Source organism: Chloracidobacterium sp. (genome assembly GCA_016720705.1).
Taxonomy (GTDB): Bacteria; Acidobacteriota; Blastocatellia; order Pyrinomonadales; family Pyrinomonadaceae; genus OLB17.
In genome coordinates this window covers 532,367-551,562 of the sequence record JADKKB010000005.1, presented here as the reverse complement: position 1 = coordinate 551,562, position 19,196 = coordinate 532,367, and the positions used below count along the sequence as shown (strand labels likewise).

Genomic DNA, 19,196 nt, shown 5'->3' with positions numbered 1-19,196 from the left:
AGATCACTTGATCAGCGATTGAATTTCCTTGAAATGTGGATGACGCGAATCTCGCATTAGCTCGAACAAAGCCATTTCGACCGTTGAGGGAACAACTCCGCTGAACGTCATCTTTCGTATGGCAGCGTCTTTATCCGTTTCGTTTCGCGAACCGACCGCGTCCAGCAGCAGATGAACGTCAAATCCGCTTGCCAGCAGATCGTGGGCCGTCTGATTGACACAAACGTGCGTCTCAACGCCGCAGATCAACACCTTTTGTATTCCGCCTGCCTTCAGACGCTCAACCACGGCTTCACATCCGATCGCACTGAATGTCGATTTCTCCAAGATTCCACCGACGTCCGAGAGCGAAAGCAAAATTTCTTCGACCGTTCGTCCGAGGCCCTTCGGATATTGTTCGGTTACGATCACCGGCAATCCGAGGATCTGAAAACCCTGTACCGCGATCACTGCCCGCTCGATCAACGACGAACTGCCCGGGATCGCGTCACGAAACGCCTCCTGAATATCGACGACGATCAATGCCGTCGAACCGGCTTGTAGAGAGTTTTGATGCATTGGCTTTTGAGCGGATCACTCTTGACCGGTTTCGGCGGCCTTTTTGATCTCGCGTTCCTGCTTTCGGGCTTCTTTTTCAAGCATTTCCTTTTTGTAGGTCTTGAAAAAAAAGTACAGAGCCACCGCGCAAATGATCAGGATAAGGATCATCATCGAGGTGATGAAGTAAATTTCGGCTCTTCCGGATCCGGGCATAAGAGTAGTGTAGAGTCCGATGTGTGCAGATTCAAGTCGGGTTTCGATTACGCGGGCTTGAAAAGCAATGGTCGACCTTATCGCTGAGGCCGAACGGCCGGGGCAAGGTCGGCATCGTCACCCAAAAAGCGTTTGCGGTAAGCTTCAGGCAGGGTTTTAACCTTTTTATTGTTGTCGGTCACCACGTGCAGCGTCTCGCCCTCAGCGATCAGCGTGTCATCCGCACGCCTATACACCTTGTAAACGAAACGCAGACTTCGGCTTCGGACCTCGCTGGCCATCAGCATTATCGTCAGCACATCGTCGTAGTACGCGGGAGATTTGTATCGGCAATAGGTCTCGGCCACGACCATCAAAGCTTCGTCGACCTCCTCCATCTCTTTATAGGAAAAGCCGCGTGCCCTACACAGGTCGCCGCGGCCAACTTCGAACCAAACTAAATAGTTCGAGTGGTGAACTATTCCCATCTGGTCGGTTTCGGCGTAGCGTACCCGTATTTCGGTTTCGTGCCAGCCGGTCATAAGATTATTGGCTGGGAGACAGGGATTCGAACCCCGATAGGCAGATCCAGAGACTGCAGTCCTACCATTAGACGATCTCCCAGCGTTACTAATAATTTACGTTCCAGTCGCCGCGATTGTCAAACCACTTTGCGTATCTCCTCTCCGACAGGCAAAATAGAGGTTTATGTCGGAAGACAAAGATATACTTAACAATCGTCAGGCTTATCACGAATTCTTCATTCTTGATAAGTACGAGGCCGGCGCCGCTCTCGTCGGCACCGAGGTTAAGAGTATTATGGCCGGCCGCATTCAACTCAAAGAAGCCTTTGTTCAGATCAAGGACGGCGAGGTCTGGCTGCTGAATTCGCATATTTCTCATTACTCGCACGGCAATATCAATAATCACGATGTCTTGCGGCCGCGAAAGCTCCTACTTCACCGCCGCGAGATCGAAAAACTTGAAAAAGAAACCACCGTTAAGGGTATGACGCTCGTTGTAACCCGCATTTATTGGAAAAACGGGCGGATCAAATTTGAGGTCGGCGTTGCCAAGGGCAAGAAGCTATACGACAAACGCGAAACCGAAATGCGTAAGACGATCGATAAAGAAACTCGGCAAGAGTTGAAACAAGGGCTTAGATAAGTTATAGATAGTACAAGGCTTTTAGCTTAAAAAGACAATTAATAACAGAGGTGTGGATGAAGGTTCAGGGAATAAACGCAAATTTTACCGAAGCTAACGTAGATGCGTTAGCAGTCGCAGTCTTCAAAGGTGATAAAGTCACCGCCGGCGTTATCAAAGATCTCGACAAATTGACCGGCGGCCTGATAGCCGCTGTCATTAAAAACGAAGAATTTAAGGGCGATAAGGGCGAGACCGCTCTTATACGATTTGTGCCTAAGGGCAAGGGCAAGGCCAGTCGCCTTCTTCTGGTCGGCGTCGGTGATGAAAAAGATTTCGGCACATCGGATGTCGCCGGCGTCTCCGGTACTGCTACCCGATTTTTGCGTTCCCGCAATGTCAAGACCTTTGCACTCTTGCCCCGATGCGAGGCATCGGCCGTCGAGATCGCCCAAAATGCTGCTCAGGGTTTTATCACCAGCCAGTTTGAGCTCGATAAATACAAGACCAAGGACAAGAATGACAAGGCCGTCACCGGTCTGACCATCTGCATCGACGGAGCCAAGCCTGCCGATATCAAGAACGGCATCGCCCGCGGCCAGGCTATCGGCGATTCGATGAACTTCACCCGCGACCTAGCTAATGAGCCGCCGAATATCCTGCATCCGACCGAGATGGCGGCACGAGCCCAGAAGATGGCCAAGGAAACCGGTCTCAAATGCGAGATCCTGGACGAGGCCAAGATGACCAAGCTCGGGATGGGTTCGCTGATGAGCGTTTCGATCGGTTCCGAACAGCCGGCCAAGATGATCGTCCTCAAATATACGCCTGCCAAGAGCACCGCCAAAACGGGCGAGCTGTTGGCTCTCGTCGGTAAGGGCATCACCTTTGACACCGGCGGCATCTCGCTCAAACCCGGCGACGGAATGGACGCGATGAAGTACGATATGTCCGGCGGTGCGACCGTGCTTGGCACAATGCGTGCGATCGCAATGCTCAAGCCCAGCGTGCCGGTCATAGGCATCGTCGCGGCAGTCGAGAATATGCCCGACGGCAAGGCATCACGCCCGAGCGATGTCGTGCACGCGATGAACGGCAAATCGATCGAGATCCTCAATACTGACGCCGAAGGCCGTCTGATCCTCGCCGATGCTGTCGCCTACGCCGAAAAGCTCGGAGCTACGAGCATCGTCGATATGGCCACGCTGACCGGAGCCGTGATCGTCGCTCTTGGCGACCAGAACACAGGCATAATGGGCAACGATCAAGGCCTGGTCGATGAGATCATCGCCTGCGGTAAAGAGACCGGCGAAGGCTTCTGGCAGCTTCCGGTCAGCCCCGAATACAGCAAACAGATCAGGTCTGACATTGCCGATATTAAGAACATCGGCCCTCGCGGCAAAGCGGGCACCATTATGGGAGCCGTCTTCATCCAGGAGTTTATAGACAAAGCTAAATGGGCCCATCTCGACATCGCCGGCACCGCTTGGATCGATTCCGGAAAATCGCATATGTCCAAGGGTCCGACCGCCGTCGCGATCCGTTCGCTCATCCGCTTGATCGAAAGATCACAGTAAACTACCCAAAACCCGCAGGCCACGGCCGGACGGTTTGTCTATTAACAAAGGGCCTGGGGCAAAAGCTCTTGGCCCTTTTCCTGTTCGCGTTTTACCGCCCGTGAGTGTCCCAAATTAGTTCAATTTAATTTGAAACAGTTGGAGCACGCGTTCTTAAACGCTAAGCCGTGTGATTGCTGTTAGTTACGGGCGGAAAGTGTCCCTAATTAATTACAGGTTTCTGGCGAATTTGGGACAGGCTAAATGCTCCAAATAAATAAGTTAACCACCCAAAGTGTCCCTAATTAATTTCCTTCCCCTAAGGTTCATCGCAAAATGAGCTTGGAAATGCCTTAACGCGTGTGTTTGTAGCATTTAGCGGGATCGTGCTGTTTCGCAATACAATTCTGCGTATCCGAGTATTTTCAAAGATCAAGGCCATAGCCGAAGAACTTGCCGTATGGACCCGCAAGACAATTATCTCACAGATGTTGTGCATCATACAACATATTATCTATGACACAAAAATAAAAATGAGCGACATCTCCCACCGCGAACAATTAGATTGACTCCGAATAGAGAATTGCAATATCGGTGGCCCGATGCCGATAGCTTTTTTTATGGAGCGAGTTAGAACAATTAGAATCAGTACACGGGTTAAGATCACACCGGTTTCAAGTATGCCCCAACCTCGACTTCCGGGTAAATATCGCTGTATTTCAACACTTTTGTTGCTCCGATCCGCCTGTTGATATGTTCACGACTTAACTCATTGGCGGAAACTACACCGGAGGCAGATAGCAATTCAATGAAACTCATGATCGTTGCTTCGTGGTAATTAGCAACTCTTTGAGCTTTGTCTGAAACCACTAAACCCTTCATTAACCCTTCATTCTGAGTTGCAACGCCAGTCGGACAAGTATTCAGATGGCATTGCAGTGCCTGAATACATCCGGTTGCCAACATCATTGCTCTAGCTACGCTGACCATATCGGCACCTATCGCGATCAGTCTGGCAATGTGAAATCCGTTAAAGACTTTTCCGGCGGCGATCACCTTGATATCTTTTTTCAAATCGAATCCGTTCAAGCAATCAACTGCGAACGAAAGCCCATCTCTTAAAGGCATTCCGATGGAATCGGCAAATTCGATCGGTGCTGCTCCCGTTCCGCCTTCGCCTCCATCTATGGCGATGAAATCGGGCTTTATTCCCGTCTTTATCATCGCTTTGCAGATGTCCATAAATTCTGATTTTTTTCCGATGCACACTTTGAAGCCAACAGGCTTGCCGCCGGATAGATCTCTCAGCGTTTTGATAAATTGCATTAGCCCTTCCGCATCAATAAAAGCGGTGTGAGCGGGCGGCGAGTTGACGGTCGTGTGGGGTTTGACGTGCCGAATAGCGGCGATCTCTTCGGTGTTTTTTATGGCAGGCAGTATTCCTCCGTGTCCGGGTTTTGCTCCCTGTGAAAGTTTTATCTCGATCATTTTCACATTATCCAAAGTGGCTTTTTTCTGAAAAAGTTCCGGGCTGAATTCCCCATTTTCCGTCCGACAGCCAAAATACCCCGTCCCGATCTGCCAGATCAGATCTCCGCCGGGTTGCAGGTGATACGGGCTCAGTCCGCCTTCCCCGGTATTTTGTGCAAAATTTCCAAGCATTGCCCCGGCATTCATTGCCAATACTGCGTTTTTACTTAATGAGCCGTAACTCATTGCCGAGATGTTTAATCTGCTTGCCGAATATGGTTTTTTGCAGTCTGCTCCGCCAACGACAACTCTCTGTTCCTGTTCAAGATCAGCCGGATTTGCGGCATAGATCGAATGGTCGATCCACTCATACCCCGACCGATAAACATCCCACTGAGTTCCGAACGGACTTGTGGATGTTTGCTTTTTTGCTCGTTGATAAATTACAGAACGAAAAAGCCGGTTTATCGGTTTTCCTTCCGTATCGGTTTCAACGAAATACTGCATTATTTCTGGTCGGACCTTTTCCAGCAAATAGCGAAAGTTTCCGATTATCGGAAAATTCCTGCGAATAGTCTGTCTCTTTTGTGTAATGTCGATCACGCCGATCACAATAATCGGTGCGACTACTATAAAAGTCAGCAAAAAATACGGACTGATCAAACTAAGAAGTAAAATTGCCGCAACTATTACTATCGATAATGTTATGAAACCTTGTCTGACACTCATATTATTAAACTGCTAGGCTTTCTATCTTGCCATAAATACCTCTGAGGCTTACTTTCACACGTTCAGAGAGTGAAAATCCTATCAAATTTGCGTATTTTCACTCTTATTTTAGCAGAGCATAGTTTATAAAATAATCAATGACGAGCGTTAGCGTCGTTTTCACGGCTTGTTTAACGAAGATGTATGTCTTGAGAGTAGAAAAGTAGAAAAAGAGGAATAGGGTCAGGCCATGCGATCTATTCGATACTCGTTCATAAAGTCCGATGGCAGCGATTGCAAAGGGAATCCCAACCAGACAAACACGACGATGCCCGCTTCGTTTGCGACTCCGGCATTTACGAATCCAAAGATCAGCACGACGACGAACCGAATTACTACGAGCGGATACTCGTATGATTTGTGCGGTTTCACGCGGACCGACGCGGACGGGCGGAGCAACACTTATGACGGCGAGAATATGCAGACGCAAGTCAGAAACTCTTCGAACGTGACGCTTGGTCGATACTCGTATGACGGCGGCGTGGGGAGCGAGGGTCGCTGCATCCAAATAGGAATTAAAAAAGCCGCCGGTTTAACCCGGCGACTTTTGCATTTGGAGATATTGGCCGATTCGCAGGATATCGAGGAGTGCCTGCGGTCGATCAAGATAGTGACTATTTATTGGTGATGTATTTGAAAGCCATCGAGGCAATATCGTCTACGGCACTACCGTCGCGATCGCTGTCGAGCATATTTGACGCCATATCGAGCATCGCATTTCCGCTTGACTGCTGCTGTACGGGCTGCGAGGCTCCGCCGAGCAATCCGCCGAGCAGTCCGCCGAGGCCGTCGGCACCGACGCCCTGCTGCTGTTTCTGCTTACCGAGATAGCCCATCACGATCGGTGCGAGAAACATCAGGATCTGAGCGACCTGTCCCATCCCGAGTCCGGTCTTATTGCTAACGTCCTGGGCGACCGCACCTTGGTTTGTACCCAAAATATGGCCGAGGATGCCGCCCGCGTCCGCCTGACGCGGCGGAGGTGCGGCCTGGCCGCCGCCAAAGATCATTCCGGCCAATCCGCCGAGGTTATCGAGGATGCCGCCGCCGCTGTGATCCTGATCGAGAGCGGCATTGAGGCTCTCGGCACCGTCGGGCGTCGCGGCGTTGTTGGCAAGGCCGCCGATGAGTGCCGGCAAGGCGAGTTGGATCGCCGAATTTACGAGCGAACTGTCCGCTCCGACATTTTGACTGATCTGATCGACCGCCTGAGTTCCCTGGTCTTGTCCAAGTAGGTCTTGTAATGAAAACATAGATAATCTCCCTTAATTTTGAATTATTTAACTGGGTGTCGTTATAGTATCAGAGTGCAGATAAGCTTAGCAAAGAAATTTACGCAACCCTTCGGCCCGGTTTCGGGTAGTGTCTCGCTCGCAAAAATGCGCGTGATCTGCGTCGCGATCGCGGTAGCCGTCTTGGTATTTATGGGAGGTTGCGGCCTCGCCGATACGGCCCAACGACCGCTCGCCTATGTCGGCACTATCGCAGGTTCGGGCGGAGACATCGGCGAACCTTTCGGCATCGCGGAACGGGGCGGAATACTCTATTTTTCGGATGGCCAAAGCGGAAAGATCCTCCGCGTCACCGGAGATGGTGTCACCGGCATTTTTGCCGAGGGTTTGGACACGCCGTCGGCGATCGCATTCGGGCCGGACGGCGAGTTGATAGTCGCGGACACGGGTTCGCACTCGATCAAGTCGATCGACAGCGACGGCAAAGTGTCGGTCATTGCCGGTTCACAGGGCCGTTCCGGCAATTCTGACGGCAGTGCCGCTGCCGCCACATTCAACGCTCCGGTCGGTGTGGCAGTACACGCGGACGGGCGAATATTTGTCGCCGATACATACAATGACCGGATACGCGTTATCGAAAAGGGCTCGGTCAGAACGATAGCGGGCGGTGACACGGGCTTTGCTGACGGAGTCGGGCTCGAATCGAGATTTGATACTCCGACCTCGATCGCTCTCTGGGGCGAACGCCTGATCGTCGCCGACAGCGGCAATCGGCGGATCCGCGTTGTCGAAACCGACGGACGCACGTGGACACTTGCCGGAAACGGTCAGGGCGATCTAAGCGATGGCTTGCTATCGCAAGCGTCATTTGTCCAACCGACGGCAGTTGCCGTAGATAGCGGCGGCATCATCTACATCGTCGACGGCAACGCCATCCGCCGCATTGGCGGGTCGGTAATGCCATTGGTCACGACGATCTCCGCCGATGGTCGTGGCCTCAAGGACGGTAATGCTGTGAAAGCACGATTTAACCGTCCGTCGGGGCTCGGGTTTGCGTCAAACGGCGATCTCGTCGTTGCCGACAGCGAAAACCGCGTCGTACGCCGTTTCTCAACCGAAAAGTCGTCACACGTCATCTCCAAAGCCGAGATCGACGGCCTGCGTGACAAGCCGGAGGTTTTTCGCGAGGAACAACCGGCACGCTGGCCCTACGATCCACCATCGGCAAAACGCGACATCGCCGGCACACTCGGTGAGATCCGCGGCCTTATGACGCCCGAGGCAAAAGACGTCTGGTATCACAACGGCCTCGATATTGCCGGCAACTACGGCGAGACGGCACGATTCGTCCGTGATGAAAAAGTCTTGCGAACAACGGCCGCCGAAAACTTTGGCACCCTGCGTGAGTTGATCCGTATGCCGACGCTTGGCTATATTCACATTCGTCTGGGCCGCAACGCTTCGGGCGAACCGTTCGGCGATGAGCGGTTTCAGTTTCGACGCGACTCTACCGGCAAGACGGTCGGCGTTCGCGTCCCGCGAGGCTCAAAGTTTAAGGCCGGCGAGCCGATCGGCACGCTTAACCCTATGAATCACGTCCATTTGATCGCCGGACGGAGCGGTTCAGAAATGAACGCCCTCGACGCTCTCAAGTTGCCGGGCATTACGGATTCACGGCCGCCGGTCATCGAAAAAGTGACCATCTACGACCAAGACTGGAATTTAGTCGAAACCGTTACCGAAAGATCGCGTATTACGGTGACCGGCAAGATGCGGATCGTGATCAGGGCATATGATCAGGTGGACGGTAATGCCGACCGCCGCCGTTTGGGCGTCTATCGTGCCGGATATGAGATCTGGGCGGGTGACTCGACGGTTTCGACCGCTCCATTGGGCGAGATCAAATTTGATCGTCTGCCGACGAGCGAATCGCTGCGATACGTTTACGCCGACGGCAGTCATTCCGGAGCGACCGGCGAGACGATATTCAGCTATATCGCCACCAATATCGTGGACGGCGAGAGCTACCGCGAGTCGTTTTTGGACGCCGCAGCATTTGAGAACGGAACATACTTATTACGCGTATTTGCATCAGACTATTTTGGCAACACGTCACGACGCGACATTTCGATCGAGGTAAAAAAATGAGAAGGTTCGTAATATTCATCGCAATTGCGATATTCGCGGTCAACGCTGCCGAGATACGGGCGTTCGACACCGGAATCATCAAAACGGCACCGCCGGCACCGACGTTTACGGACGCCGAACGCCACACCGAACTCGCCAAACGGCGAGCTGCGGTCGCAGCAAAGATGACGGACAACAGTGTTATGGTGATGTTCAGTGCCGAACCGCGAATATATACCAACGACGTCGATTACGTCTTGCGGCAAGAGAACAACCTCTATTACCTCACAGCACTAAAACAGGGCAATGTAATGCTGGTGATCCGAAAGTCGGGCGGCAAGGTCACCGAGACGGTGTATTTACCAAAGCGGAATCCGCAGTTTGAGACCTGGAACGGCAAGATGTATTCGAACGACGACGCTGTGCGTTTGTCCGGTATTCGCAACATCGTCGATGCCGGTCAGCGTTCGGCTTACCTTCAGAGCCTCAAGGAACATTCGGACAAAACGATCGCGACCGTTTACCTTCTGTTGCCGGACGGCGACTATGACAGTGACGGCAAACGCGAGTTTCGCCAGGAAAATGAGTTTTCGCGATCACTTGCGGCGTACAAGGTTGAAAATTCGCAACCGATATTCGCTGAACTTCGCCAAATAAAATCGCCGTATGAGATCAAACTGCTGCAGCACGCGATCGATATAACGACCGAGGCACATATGCGTTCGTGGGCGACTGCGGGCGATGCTTCGATGGAATATGAGGTTCAGGCTGAGGTCGAATATACGTTTCGCCGACGCAATGCAGACTATTGGGGATATCCGTCGATCGTCGGTTGCGGGCCAAATGCGACGACGCTCCATTATGAGGAGTCACAGGGCCCAGTGACCAAAGGGTCGCTGCTACTGATGGACGTCGGTGCCGAATATGATCATTACACGGCCGACGTTACGCGCACCTTTCCTGTAAACGGCAAATTTACAAAGGAGCAGGCCGAGATATATCAGATCGTTTTCGACGCTCAAGAGGCGGTCGCCGCGGCGATCAAGCCCGGCGTGACGATGAGTTCCCTTTCGGATATCGCCGACCGAGTGATCATCGACGGGCTTTTCAAACTCGGGCTGATCACGGACAAAGACTCGTCGCAATACTCGATGTGGTATATGCACGGCCTCGGCCATTGGCTCGGGATGAACGTCCACGATGTCGGCCGCAACGGTGTTCCGCTAAAGGCCGGAATGGTATTTACGAATGAACCGGGCATTTACATTCGTGCGGACGCACTCGATTACCTGCCCGATACACCCGCAAATCGGGAGTTTCTGGCGAAAGTACGGCCTGCGTTCAACAAATACAAGAATATCGGCGTCCGCATCGAGGACGATATGCTGGTCACTCCGACAGGCGTCCAATGGATGACCAAGGAACTGCCGCGCACGATCACCGATATCGAGGCCTTTATGGCATCAAAGCCGACGGTGCGTTAAGAGACCGGATAAAATGTCGTCAATTAAGAGAAAGCGGCCCGTGGCGCTTTCTTTTTTACCGGCAGAATATCAAAATAGAGGCTCAATTAAAGCCGTGGCAAAAAAAACCTTAAGACCCAGTGGCGACGCTTCCCTTCCACTCGTGATCGTCAACCCCAGATCCGCCGCCGGTTCGACGCAGCAAAACTGGTCGGGCACCGCAGCGGACATTCGTGCGCATTTCGGGCCGTTTAGCGTTGCTTTTACCAAATGCCAGCGCGATGCGATCGACATTGCCGAACGCGGGGCGATCGCCGGGCGCCCGTTTATCATAGCCTGCGGCGGCGACGGAACCATCAATGAGGTTGCCAACGGCATCCTCCGCTCCGGCAAAGACGTCGAACTCGGCGTAATGCCCTCAGGCACGGGCGGTGACTTTCGCCGAACGCTCGGGTTGCCCAACTCAAATCGTGAGGCCGCCGCCGCCCTGCGTACCGGCGACACAAAATGGATCGACGCCGGAAAGGTCACGTTTTCGGATTTCGATGGCAAGACCATCAGCCGATTTTTCCTCAATGTTTCGTCGATCGGGCTGGCGGCATCGATCATCCAGCGGGTCAAATCGGCAAAGGTCTTTGATTGGCTGCCGATCGAGGCTCTGCGAGGGCAGGCAAATTTTGCGGCATCGACACTGCAGGAAGTAATGAATCTCGATCCGCTGACGATCCGCGTAAGCCTGGACGGCGGCGAGGAACGCAGCCTACAGACGATCAACTTCTGCATCGCCAACTCGCGCTACTTCGGCGGCGGGATGATGATCGCTCCGGAGGCCAAGATCAATGACGGATTTCTGGATGTGATAAATATCGGCGATATCAGTACCGCCAAGATACTCATCAACGCCTACACGCTCTACCGCGGCACACATCTCGATCTGAGCGAGGTCCACGACACGCTCGCCCGTAAGGTCACGGTTCGCTCCGCTGATGATAATACTGAGATCAGGCTCGAAACCGACGGCGAACTTCCCGGCAAATTGCCTGCTGTCTATGAGGTCGTCCCGAACGCTATCCGCGTCCGCGTACCACGCGGACATAAATAGTCTCGCTGCTATTGAAAGTGCAGCCCGCTATTTGTGAGCGTTTCACATTTGGAATGCACGGAATATGAAACAATCTTTACTTACGATCGGCTTGGCAGCGGTGCTCATACTGTTTCGCAGTGTCACGGTTGCTCAGACCGCTCCGCCGGCAGACACCGATGATCTCCAATCGTGGGATGACATACAGTTCACCGTGAGCCTCAACAAAAGGTTTGCTCTGTACACGGCTGGCACATTACACCTTGATCGAAATATTTCCCGCGTGAATGAAGGCCGCTTTGGCGTCGGGATAACGTACAAGGCGACATCGCGACTGGCCGTCACGCCCGCCGTCACCTTCATTCGATATCGCAATTCCGCCGGCAAGTTCCGTACCGAGTATCGCTATTGGCTGCGAGGTGTCTACAAGTTTCCGGTCAAGCGATTCGGTCTGTCGCACCGCAGCATGATCGAATATCGTGTGAGGCCGGGCGTTAATATTTTTCGGTTTCGCCCGTCGATCACAATAGAAAAGGCGTTGCCGAAAAGTATTGTTGCCGGACTTACGATATATGCCACCGAAGAACCGTTATACGATTCAGTGTCCCGACGATTTTCTAAAAATAGATTCACCGTCGGATTTAACAAGGTGCTCAATAAACACTCGTCAGTCGATATCTATTACCTACGACAAGGCGATAATTTCTCAAATCCGGGCACGATCGACATTATCGGTACGACACTTAAATTCAGATATTAACGGATAAAGACCGGCCAAGCCCGAAATGTACAATTCAATGGTTAACGCGGGCCCGTTGCGGGATCGACGGCGGACGGCTTGCACTCAAATTAATGGCAGACTAAGATATTCGAAAACGCAAGCTCATTATGTCTAAATCCTTTTGCGAACGCCTGATCGAGTCATTTGAGGCACGTCCGGAAAAAACCGCGATGCGCATCGTCGGCTCCGAGGATGCAACCTACACCTACGGTGAACTGCTCGATCAGATGCGCTCCGTCGCATATCGGCTCGGGCAAGAGAATGTCCAATTCGGCGATCGTGTCGCCCTGATCGGCGAAAATCACCCGAAATGGGCTGTCGCCTATCTCGGTTCGGTCTATCACGGCGCGGTCATCGTCCCGATGGATCCGCACGGCGAGATCGAGACGATCACCAATTTTCTCGAAAATTCTGAGGCAAAGGTTGCATTTATCTCGCCCGACCAGATAGAGCGATTTACGCAGATCGGCGAAAGGCTCGGACGCCAGATCCCTACCGTAGTGTGGGAGATGAAGGAAAGTGCGACTGGATTTCAGCACTTTGATGACTGGACTGCCACCAAATATCCGGAGAGTTACGCAGCCGAGGTACCCAAGGCAAGAGGGTCCGACACTGCATTGCTGATGTACACCAGCGGCACGACCGGCACTCCGAAGGGCGTCCCGCTGTCGCACGACAATATCATCGCCGAACTCGAGGGTGTCAATCGCGTCCTGCAACTCTCGGACAAGGAAAAGATCCTCTCATTGCTGCCGTTGTTTCACGCTTATTTACAGATCGTAAATATGTGGATCGCGACGACCTATGGCTGCGAAGTAGGCTATCTCAAGGAACTTACGCCCGCCGCACTTAGTGAGGCGATGAAGACATTTAGGCCCACGATACTGACGACCGTGCCGCGGCTTTGGTATCTGTTTCACAAAAAGATCTTTGATGCCGTCGCTGCTAAGCCAAAGACGGTCCAGACGCTTTTCAGGGCGATGCTCGCCGCCAATGGCAGGCTCAGAGACACGTTTAACATCAATCTGGGCCGAAAGTTTTTCGGTGCGGTGCACGAGTCTTTCGGCGGTGATCTGCGGATCGCGATCTCTGCCGGCTCACGCTTTGACGAGGCCGTCGCCAAGGACTTTCACAAGCTCGGGTTTACGATCCTGCAGGGTTACGGCCTGACCGAGACCTCCGGTGCCGCGACGGCCACGTATGAGGACGACAATCGCGTCGGTTCGGTCGGAAAACCGATGCACGGTATCGAGATCAAGATCGCCGAACCGGATACGACCGGCGTCGGCGAGGTTTTGATCCGCGGAGCGATGGTCTTTGCCGGATACTATAAGAATCCGCAGGCGAACGCCGAAGCATTTACCGAAGATGGCTGGTTTCGTTCCGGCGACCTCGGGAAACTCGACAAAGACGGTCACCTTTACATCGTCGGACGTGGTAAAGACGTCATTGTCCTGTCGTCAGGCAAAAACGTGCATCCCGAGGATCTCGAGGTTCACTACCTGAAATGTCCGCTCGTCGCGGAACTCGCCGTGATCGGCGTCGCCGACGAGAGCGAGGCGCGTGCCGGTGCGGAAAAGCTTGCGGCCGTGGTCGTACCCGATTTTGATTATCTCAAACAAGCAAAGATCGCCAATTCGAAAGAAGCGATCCGGCACGAACTTGATTCGCTTGGCCGCGACCTGCCCGAATATCAGCGCGTCCGCGACTACGTGATCCGCGTCGAACCGCTACCGCGAACCGCTACACGCAAGATCAAACGATTTTTGCTCAAGCAAGAGATCGAGTCCGGCGTGATCTCCGCCGATGCAAAGGAGGCAAAGGCGTGGGAGTTTTCGGCCGAGGATACTGCACTTTGCGACACTTCGACCGCACAGGCTGTTGTAAGTGCCATTCGCCAAAACTCAAAGGATGCCGACGTCGTGCATCCGTCGATGAACCTCGAGATCGATCTGGGGCTTGACAGCCTTGCCCGGGCCGAGGCATTTGCCGCCCTTGAGCAAGCATTTAATACCGAATTTGAGGGTGACGAAGCCGCGGGGGCTTTGACGGTCCGTCAGGTCATTGATCTCGTTAACAAACACGGCGGTGCCGAGATGGAGGCCGTCTCGGTCGATCTGAACTGGAATAAGATCATAAATGATACTGACAACGATCTCCCAGAGGTGCAGGTCGTCCTCAAGGATCAGCCGATATTTGGGGCATTCGCGTTTGTCGTTTACAAGTGCTTTAACCTTTTCTGCAGAGTATTTATGCTGCTCGAGGTCAAGGGCGTAGACGAACTCCGCAAACTCGACCGTCCGTTTCTCATCTGCCCCAATCATCAGAGCTTTTTGGATCCATTTGTGCTCTGCTCAAATTATCCGTACTCATTGTTCCGAAATAGTTTTCACGTCGGGGCGAGCGAGTTTTTTGCTAACTCGTTTATGCGCTATATCGCGACGATGCTCAATGTCGTTCCGGTCAATCCCGATACCGAGCTTATGCGCGCGATGAAGGCCGGAGCGATCGGCCTCAAGCACGGTAAGGTGCTAAATATCTACCCCGAGGGCGAACGAGCCTTCGATGGCCAACTTCACGGATTTAAGAAGGGTGCCGCCATTCTATCGACCGAACTCGATCTGCCGATCATCCCGATAGCAATAGATGGGATGTACAAGGTATGGCCTCGCAATTCCTGGCGGATCCGTCCGGCAAAGGTCAAGATAACTGTCGGTAAGCCGATCATCGCCCGCGAAGTGATCGCCGCGAAAGCCGTGGCCGGCGAAGATGCGTATGCTGTCGTTACCGATCATCTCAAGCAGACGATCGCCGAAATGATCGCCGAGATGCGTAAATGATCGTTTTCTAAGACGGGTAGCGATCCATGCAATTTGGCTCGACAGCGAAAGGTTGTCATCCGCGGTCAAGTGGTCGTCAAGTTACTCTGACTTTCACCTTTCAGATAACTCCCGGACGATCACGTTACTATTCGACGTTACTTTAAGTCCGCGATCTCCGACGAGCCGTATCCTTCACACAGAACAAATTTACCGCTCATATATTTCTGAACGTTGGCAATAATATGCTTGTCCGCCCACTCCACGGGCATCGGTTTTTCGATCTCGCCTATGCCGCTGATCGCCTTGGCGTACTTGATGTAATCGGCGAGTTCGGTGTCGTCATCGACCAGGACAAGTTGAGCGTCGGAGTCCTGATCATGAATTTTTTGCGCCACCTCTATCAACTCTTCTTTTTTGAGGCCTGAGGGGATCTTATAATACGCAAACTTGATGCCTTTGATCGCGTAACTATCGAGTTTGGCAGGTTTGCCCGACGAAGTCGTTTGCGTGTCAGGCGAGGATTTAGTGCCGTTGGACGGTCTATCTCCGCTCTTATTTGAATTTCCGAGATTTGAGCAGGCAATACCGGAAGCGACGGCAAGTGTTGCGGTCAGCAGTAAATTGACAATATTTTTATTCATTTGAGCGTTCCCCTTTAGTCCACGAGAGTACCACAGTTTCCGCTGCTACGAACACAAAAAAAGAGCAGGTCGAGCCTGCCCTTTTAATGCGAAAATATAGCCGTTTCAGACTACTTTTTCGGCGTTGCCGAATCCGCCGGCTTGATCTCTTTCACCTCGGCACCGGGTTTGACGTCGGTAGTCTTGGTATCCTTTGCATCGTTGGGCTTGACCGGCGGCGCTACTGTCGGCGATACCGGCGGTGCAGTCACCGGCGACGCCGGTTGGACAGCGATCGGGGTTGCGACCGGTTTTGTTTCCGGTTTGACCGGAGTTGTCGGGGTCGCGGTACCACTGCAGGCACCCAGGATCGCGGTGCTCACGGCCAATGCCGTCGTTAAAATTATTGTGCTTCTCATTGTATTTACCTCTAAAGTAATTCGGAAACGGGCTCTTGCCGCCCGCAAGCTGACATCCACACAGTCAGAATGATCCGAGCCGTCTTTCCGCTTCGACCGTTCAAAATTTGTACGATCCAAGCCAACTCTTTTCAACACTGCGCCATCTAGAACGACCTTGAGAGGCATTCTTGCACTAATTTATTATTTTTTTCTTTACCGTGAATTTGGCGTCATCAACGGTGAAATGTACAGAATTCTTTTGGCTGGGTTTCTTCTGAAAATGTGCGAGTCTCTTTGACCGGACAATTGATGGTTGCACGCATACCAGTCAGCGGGCAGATCAATACGGTAAATGTACCTTTCGACCGCCCCTGTGATCCTGATTTGCTTTCATTCTTTTCGACCGGACCAGTAGGTGGCTCGGCTCCGTCCTGCCAAGTGCTAGAGAGCGGTGTTGGGCTCGGCGTCGGGCGTTGCTCGGAGTCAGGCAGCAAACTTTCATCCACCGTCTGCACCATATTACGATTTGGCAGGGTACCGAGTAAAAATAGTTCCACTCGCCGAAACTCTGCGGGAACATCCGTGACGAACACCTCTTTCGGCTCCGGCGGCAATGGGTCGTCGTAGATCTCGGCATTCGGGTCCACCGCCGGCTTTGGTGTGGGTGTGGGTGTCGGGGTCGGCGTTTTACCTCCCACGGCAGGATCATTGGCGTCGAGTTCGCGGATCAATGTGCCGTTGCGTATATCGATCTCGGCCCGCTTGATACCACCGGGCATTGCCCAGTCGCCATTCCACTCGGGATGGATATTGAGAGATTGCTGCATAAAGTCCGCCCAGATCGGCATTGCGGAATCTGAGCCCTTCATCCCTAGGTCGTCTCCGTTATCAAACCCAACGTAGACGACGCAGACGAGCTCCGGCGTAAATCCGGCAAACCATCCGTCGCGTGATGTGCCGGTTTTGCCGGCAAACGCCGTTTTACCGGCAACATTGCGAAAACCCCAAGCTTGGGCCGAGGCAGCGGTACCGCGATTTATGACGTCTTTCATTATGTCGTCCATCACATAGGCAACATCGGGCCGCACAACGGTCTTTTTGTCAGGTGATTGCAACGAAATAGTTCGGCCATCGCCGGCGGTTATCTGCTTGATCGGCATAGGCAAAACCCTGTCGCCCAGATTTGCAAACATCGTGTACGCGGTCGCGACCTGCAACGGCGTCGCCTCGGCAGTGCCAAGAGCCATCGATGGATAGGCTTTTTCAACCTTTGGGAAACCCGCCTTTGCCGCAAAATTCATTACTTTTCCGATATTCAACTGCATTGCCAGATCGACGGTGATGACGTTCTTGCTCTTGACGAGAGCGTCGCGAAGCGTTGTCTCCTTGTTCGAAAAGACATCGCCGTAATTTCCGGGTGAGTATGTATCCTGATTGAAGGTAAATGTCTTTTTCTCGTCCTTGAAGATACTTGCGGCCGTAAAGATCCTCGAGCCCGAGTCGTATGCCGAATTGATGGCGGCGGCATATACAAATGGCTTAAAGACCGAACCGGGCTGACGCATCGCATCGGTGGCTCGGTTAAACTGATTTTCGAGGTAATTGCGACCTCCGACCATCGCAACGATCTCGCCTGTTTTCGGCCGGATCGCAACGAGAGCGGCATTTAGACTGCCTTTTGGCTTTTTGGGGAACCGCTTGTCCAATGCTTCGAGTCGTTTGCTGACCGTTTCATAGGCAACACGCTGAAGATCAGGGTCGATCGAGGTGTAAACGCGTAGATGCTGCAATGCTTCAGGATCGCTAACGATCTTTGGCAATTCTTCGATGGCGTACTGCGAAAAATACGGCATTCCTTGCAGATCTTTCGTGTTGGATATCTGTCTGAGCTCGATGACGGCTTGCTTCGATTCGGCAAACTGTTGTTGCGAGACCTCGCCCGCCTCCAACATCGATTCGAGGACCTGGTTTCGGCGTTCCGTGACCTTAGCTAGATTCTTATACGGATTGTAACGGTTTGGACTGCGGATGATACCCGCGATAAAAGCGGCTTCGGGTAACGAAAGCTGGGTGACATCCTTGCCGAAATAGGCATTCGCCGCCTCGCCGACTCCGTAGATCGAGACACCCGACTGCTGACCCAAATAGATCTGATTGGCGTAAAGTGTAAAGATCTCCTGCTTCGACAAACGGGTTTCGAGAATGACCGACATATAAGCCTCGGTCAGCTTACGCGTGAGAGTTACCTCATTGGTTAGCAGCATATTCTTAACTAATTGCTGCGTGATCGACGATCCGCCTTGGTTATTAAGCCTTGAGTTTTCGTCCGGGTCGTAACGGCGCCAGAGTGCCCGGGCGATGCCCCGCAGATTGACTCCGTAATGCTCAAAAAACGAACGGTCCTCAGTAACCGTGATCGCCTTGATCAGATGCGGCGGAAGGTCATTGAAGCTAACGCTCTTGCGGCGGCCATCGCCCTCAGCTGCGATCGAACTTAGTAATTTTGGCTCGAGTCTCGACTCCTTAAGCTCCGCACCGTTATCTTTTTCAACGATCGACGCGACCGACTTCCCGTCTTTCTTAAACTTTACGGCCAACGCCGGAAATACCTTTTGCCCGTCGATCGTGCCTGTGTTGCCCGGTTCGATATTGAGTATGTCGTTTTCGAGCCAGTAACGGCTGCGAGCCTTGTCGGCCCGGTCACTTCGCTCAATGTAACCCGCGGATTTGAGGTAATTGATCAAGAATTCCGCTGACGACGCCTCATCGATCCTGAGTGTCTTTGGAGCTGAGTAAATGCCGGCGGACTGAGTGAAAACGTCCCCGCTTAGGAGCTTTTGATCGATCCGGTCAGAAAATTCGAACCAGAAATATGTCAGCGTCAGGAACGACACTAATAGTACGATCAGGGTGATAGAGAGCGTCCACCCATTGAAAAACAATCTGAGGATCCGCCTAAATCGTGATTTCGGCGGCGCCTTGTAAACAGACCTGCGG

16 protein-coding genes and 1 tRNA gene are annotated in these 19,196 nt (G+C 52.8%); 8 read left to right on the top strand and 9 right to left on the bottom strand.

Translation table 11 applies throughout. The features are described from left to right. Positions 1-3 precede the first annotated feature (3 nt). The 4 genes from IPQ00_05775 to IPQ00_05760 form a co-directional block, all read right to left on the bottom strand. Entirely contained in the window at positions 4-558 is a 555-nt protein-coding gene (locus tag IPQ00_05775; protein MBL0240071.1) for a hydrolase, read from the bottom strand. A 15-nt stretch (positions 559-573) separates the two neighbouring features. Further along, the gene (locus tag IPQ00_05770) at positions 574-753 is read right to left on the bottom strand and encodes a hypothetical protein (GenBank protein ID MBL0240070.1); all 180 of its coding nucleotides are present in this window, start codon (positions 751-753) and stop codon (positions 574-576) included. 77 nt (positions 754-830) lie between these two features. After that, entirely contained in the window at positions 831-1,274 is a 444-nt protein-coding gene (locus IPQ00_05765; GenBank protein ID MBL0240069.1) for an acyl-CoA thioesterase, read from the bottom strand. Positions 1,275-1,282: 8 nt separating this feature from the next. Next, positions 1,283-1,356 (bottom strand) — tRNA-Gln (locus IPQ00_05760). Between the two features lie 84 nt (positions 1,357-1,440). On the opposite strand from IPQ00_05760, the gene smpB reads away from it, so the two are divergent. Both smpB and IPQ00_05750 read left to right on the top strand, forming a co-directional pair. Next, the gene (gene smpB, locus IPQ00_05755; GenBank protein ID MBL0240068.1) at positions 1,441-1,899 is read left to right on the top strand and encodes an SsrA-binding protein SmpB; all 459 of its coding nucleotides are present in this window, start codon (positions 1,441-1,443) and stop codon (positions 1,897-1,899) included. 56 nt (positions 1,900-1,955) lie between these two features. Next, positions 1,956-3,455: a leucyl aminopeptidase gene (locus IPQ00_05750; protein MBL0240067.1), complete on the top strand. Its 1,500-nt coding sequence runs from the start codon at positions 1,956-1,958 to the stop codon at positions 3,453-3,455. Positions 3,456-4,097: 642 nt separating this feature from the next. Here the strand turns inward: IPQ00_05750 and IPQ00_05745 are convergent. Then, positions 4,098-5,633, bottom strand: a complete 1,536-nt coding sequence (locus tag IPQ00_05745; protein ID MBL0240066.1) for an FMN-binding glutamate synthase family protein — start codon at positions 5,631-5,633, stop codon at positions 4,098-4,100. Between the two features lie 229 nt (positions 5,634-5,862). Here IPQ00_05745 and IPQ00_05740 point away from each other — a divergent pair, with 229 nt between their 5' ends. Further along, positions 5,863-6,300 (top strand): hypothetical protein, encoded by a 438-nt coding sequence (locus IPQ00_05740; protein MBL0240065.1) that lies wholly within the window; start codon positions 5,863-5,865, stop codon positions 6,298-6,300. Here IPQ00_05740 and IPQ00_05735 read toward each other — a convergent pair. Then, the gene (locus IPQ00_05735; protein ID MBL0240064.1) at positions 6,287-6,925 is read right to left on the bottom strand and encodes a DUF937 domain-containing protein; all 639 of its coding nucleotides are present in this window, start codon (positions 6,923-6,925) and stop codon (positions 6,287-6,289) included. The genes IPQ00_05740 and IPQ00_05735 overlap by 14 nt on opposite strands. A gap of 54 nt (positions 6,926-6,979) precedes the next feature. Here IPQ00_05735 and IPQ00_05730 point away from each other — a divergent pair, with 54 nt between their 5' ends. The 5 genes from IPQ00_05730 (at position 6,980) to IPQ00_05710 (ending at position 15,196) form a co-directional block, all read left to right on the top strand. Continuing rightward, on the top strand, positions 6,980-9,052 hold the full coding sequence (locus IPQ00_05730; protein MBL0240063.1) for a hypothetical protein: 2,073 nt from the start codon (positions 6,980-6,982) through the stop codon (positions 9,050-9,052). Beyond that, complete coding sequence (locus IPQ00_05725) at positions 9,049-10,515, top strand: aminopeptidase P family protein (protein ID MBL0240062.1); 1,467 nt, start codon at positions 9,049-9,051, stop codon at positions 10,513-10,515. The genes IPQ00_05730 and IPQ00_05725 overlap by 4 nt, the downstream gene beginning before the upstream one ends. A gap of 94 nt (positions 10,516-10,609) precedes the next feature. Next, positions 10,610-11,596, top strand: coding sequence for a diacylglycerol kinase family lipid kinase (locus IPQ00_05720; protein MBL0240061.1), 987 nt, complete (start codon positions 10,610-10,612; stop codon positions 11,594-11,596). A gap of 64 nt (positions 11,597-11,660) precedes the next feature. Next, the gene (locus IPQ00_05715) at positions 11,661-12,335 is read left to right on the top strand and encodes a DUF2490 domain-containing protein (protein ID MBL0240060.1); all 675 of its coding nucleotides are present in this window, start codon (positions 11,661-11,663) and stop codon (positions 12,333-12,335) included. Between the two features lie 128 nt (positions 12,336-12,463). Then, on the top strand, positions 12,464-15,196 hold the full coding sequence (locus tag IPQ00_05710; protein MBL0240059.1) for an AMP-binding protein: 2,733 nt from the start codon (positions 12,464-12,466) through the stop codon (positions 15,194-15,196). A gap of 137 nt (positions 15,197-15,333) precedes the next feature. On the opposite strand, the gene IPQ00_05705 is transcribed toward IPQ00_05710, so the two are convergent. The 3 genes from IPQ00_05705 to IPQ00_05695 form a co-directional block, all read right to left on the bottom strand. After that, the gene (locus IPQ00_05705; protein ID MBL0240058.1) at positions 15,334-15,819 is read right to left on the bottom strand and encodes a hypothetical protein; all 486 of its coding nucleotides are present in this window, start codon (positions 15,817-15,819) and stop codon (positions 15,334-15,336) included. Between the two features lie 110 nt (positions 15,820-15,929). Beyond that, positions 15,930-16,217: a hypothetical protein gene (locus tag IPQ00_05700; GenBank protein MBL0240057.1), complete on the bottom strand. Its 288-nt coding sequence runs from the start codon at positions 16,215-16,217 to the stop codon at positions 15,930-15,932. Positions 16,218-16,432: 215 nt separating this feature from the next. Next, entirely contained in the window at positions 16,433-19,141 is a 2,709-nt protein-coding gene (locus IPQ00_05695) for a PBP1A family penicillin-binding protein (GenBank protein MBL0240056.1), read from the bottom strand. Between the last annotated feature and the right edge of the window lie 55 nt (positions 19,142-19,196).